Source organism: Armatimonadota bacterium (assembly GCA_036504095.1).
GTDB lineage: Bacteria > Armatimonadota > DTGP01 > JAKQQT01 > JAKQQT01 > DASXUL01.
This window is the reverse complement of the sequence record DASXVS010000014.1, coordinates 1-2,904: the sequence shown is the minus strand read 5'-3', so window position 1 is coordinate 2,904 and position 2,904 is coordinate 1. Positions and strand designations below refer to the sequence as shown.

Here is a 2,904-nt window from a genome sequence, read left to right as displayed (position 1 = left end):
TCCCTTTCGCGCTACAGGAGGTACAGGGTGGCGAAGAGCACGATCCACACGACGTCGACGAAGTGCCAGTAGAGCGACGTCGCCTCGACCATGTCGTGGTGTTTCGCGGAGAACTGGCCCGCCATCCCACGATAGACCACGACGCCCAGCATCAGGGCGCCGCCGAACACGTGGGCGCCGTGGAAGCCGGTCAGCGTGAAGTAGGTGGTGCCGAACGTCGTGGCCCCCATGGTGAGGCCCTCGTTGATCAGGACGCTGTAGTCGTAGGCCTGCATCAGCAGGAACAGGACGCCCAGGACGAGGGTGACCCCGAAGCTGCGCAGGAAGCCGGTCCGGTCGCCCCGCTTGATGGCGTTGACGCCCAGCTGGCAGGTCACCGAGGACAGGATCAGGATGATCGTCGCCGGGAGGATCAGGTTGAGCGCGCCCGTGTCTGTGAACAGCTTGAACGGGTCGAGGATGTGCTCGTACTTGATCGGCGGCCAGCGGTGGACGCCGTCGGTGTCGATGAAGTTGGCCCGGATCGAGAAGTAGGCCGCGAACAGGCCGGCGAAGAACATGACCTCGCTGGCGATGAACAGCAGCATCCCGAGGACCGGGTTCCCGATCCCCCCGGAGCCGTGGGCCTCGGCGGCGTGGGCGTCCGCGTGCGTCGTGAGGGAGGTGGCGTCGGCAGTCATCGTCGTCGTCTCCCTTTAGTGGGCCGCGGTCCGGCCGTGCCGGGCGTCGAAGACCGGGCGCTCCGAGCGGATCTCGGGCAGGTGGTCGAAGTTGTAGGCCGGCGGCGGCGAGGACGTCGCCCACTCGAGCGTGTTGGCCTCCCACGGGTCGTTGCCCGCGACCTTCCCACTGCGCAGCGACACCAGCACGTTCCACAGGAACGGCAGCATGCTCGCCGCGATGACGAAGCCGCCGATGGTGGCCGCGAGGTTGAGCTCGCTCCAGCCGCTGGCCGCCGCGTAGTCCGCGATCCGCCGCGGCATGCCCGCGAGGCCCAGCTGGTGCATCGGGAAGAAGGTCAGGTTGAAGCCGATGAACATGAGCACGAACTGGATCTTGCCCAGGCCCTCGCCCAGCATCCGGCCGGTCATCTTGGGGAACCAGTAGTAGATCCCGCCGAAGACGGCGAACACCGACCCGCCGAACAGCACGTAGTGGATGTGCGCCACGACCCAGTAGGTGTCGTGGATCGCGAAGTCCACCGGCACGGCCGCGGAGAAGGCGCCGTTGATGCCGCCGATGAGGAACATCGTCAGGAAGCCGACCGCGTACAGCAGCGGCGTGGAGAACGTCAGCTGGCCGCGCCACAGGGTGGCGATCCAGTTGAACATCTTGACGCCCGTGGGCACCGCGATGAGGAACGTCATCAGCGAGAAGAACGGCAGGAACACGGCGCCCGTCGTGAACATGTGGTGCGCCCAGACCGAGAAGCCCAGGGCGCCGATGCCCACCGTCGCGAACACGAACGCCTTGTAGCCGAAGAGCGGCTTGCGCGAGAACACGGGCAGGATCTCGCTGATGATCCCCATCGCCGGCAGGATCATGATGTAGACCGCCGGGTGCGAGTAGAACCAGAAGATGTTCTGGTAGAGCACGGCGTTGCCGCCGTTGTTCGGGTCGAAGAAATGGCCGCCGTAGTTGCGGTCGATGAACAGCATCACCAGCGCGCTGGTCAAGACCGGCGTCGCCATCAGGACGAGGACGCTGGTCACGAGCACGGTCCACACGAGGATCGGCATCCGGAACAGCGTCAGGCCCGGGGCCCGCATCTTGAAGATCGTGACCAGGAAGTTGATGGCGCCCAGGATGGAGCTCGTGCCGATCAGGGTCAGGCCCATGATCCAGAGGTCCGTGCCGGTGCCGTTGAACTGCCCGCCCGACAGCGGCGGGTACTCGGTCCAGCCGGACGCCGCGGAGCCGCCGGAGACGAAGAAGCCCGAGCCCATCAGCAGGCCGCCCAGCGGCAGGAGCCAGAACGACAGCGCGTTGATGCGCGGGAACGCCATGTCCGGCGCGCCGATCTGGAGCGGCACGACGTAGTTGCCGAAGCCCGCCAGGATCGGGATCACGAACAGGAACAGCATGAAGCTGGCGTGCATCGTGAAGGCCTGGTTGTAGAAGGCCTCGTCGATGAGCTGCAGCCCGGGCTGGGCGAGCTCGGCGCGCACGACCAGCGCCAGGATCCCGCCCATCAGGAAGAACACGATCGAGTTGATCAGGTACATGATCCCGATCTTCTTGTGATCGGTGGTCGTGAGCCATTCGTACAGCCCGCTGCGCACGGCGGGGGCGGCCGGGTTGAGGGTCGTGGTGGCCATCCGATCTGCTCCCTTACTGGACCGTGAGCGTGCCGGTCATGTTCGGATGGACCGTGCAGACGAAGGTGTAGGCGCCGGCCTTGAGCGGCGGGACGGCGTAGCTGGCCTCGGCCGGGCCGGTGATGATCTCGCCCTTGAAGGCCACGCCCCCCGAGGCGTCCTTGATCTCCACGTTGTGCGGCACCGCGTTGTCGTCGTTCTTGAAGTGGATCGTGAACGGCTTGTCGGCGGGGGCGGTGAGCGTCGCCGTGTTGAACGCGACGTTCAGCGCCGAGAGCTCCACCACGGGGCCGGCGGCGTCGCCGGACGGGGCCGGGGCGGGGGTCGCGGACGCCTTGGCGATCGCGTCGGCGAGCCAGGCGTCGAACTCCGCCTTCGGTCGCGCGTGCACCTCGAAGAGCATCGAGCCATGGAACGCGCCACAGAGCTCGGCACACTGGCCGCGGTAGGTGCCGGGCTCGTCCACGGTGAAGTCGAACGTGTTGAGCTTCCCCGGCACGACGTCCCGCTTGAACAGGAACTTCGGGACGTAGAAGGCGTGGATGACGTCCTTGCTGGTCAGCGAGATGTGCACCGGCTCGGCGAC

At 66.6% G+C, this 2,904-nt stretch carries 3 protein-coding genes; all 3 read right to left on the bottom strand.

What is annotated here, in order from left to right; genetic code table 11:
* Positions 1 to 11: 11 nt before the first annotated feature.
* A complete protein-coding gene (locus VGM51_02280; GenBank protein HEY3411862.1) occupies positions 12 to 680 on the bottom strand; it encodes a cytochrome c oxidase subunit 3 in 669 nt (222 codons plus the stop codon).
* A gap of 15 nt (positions 681 to 695) precedes the next feature.
* Entirely contained in the window at positions 696 to 2,318 is a 1,623-nt protein-coding gene (gene ctaD, locus VGM51_02275) for a cytochrome c oxidase subunit I (GenBank protein ID HEY3411861.1), read from the bottom strand.
* Between the two features lie 13 nt (positions 2,319 to 2,331).
* On the bottom strand, positions 2,332 to 2,904 hold a 573-nt coding region (locus tag VGM51_02270; protein HEY3411860.1), incomplete at its 5' end, for a cupredoxin domain-containing protein.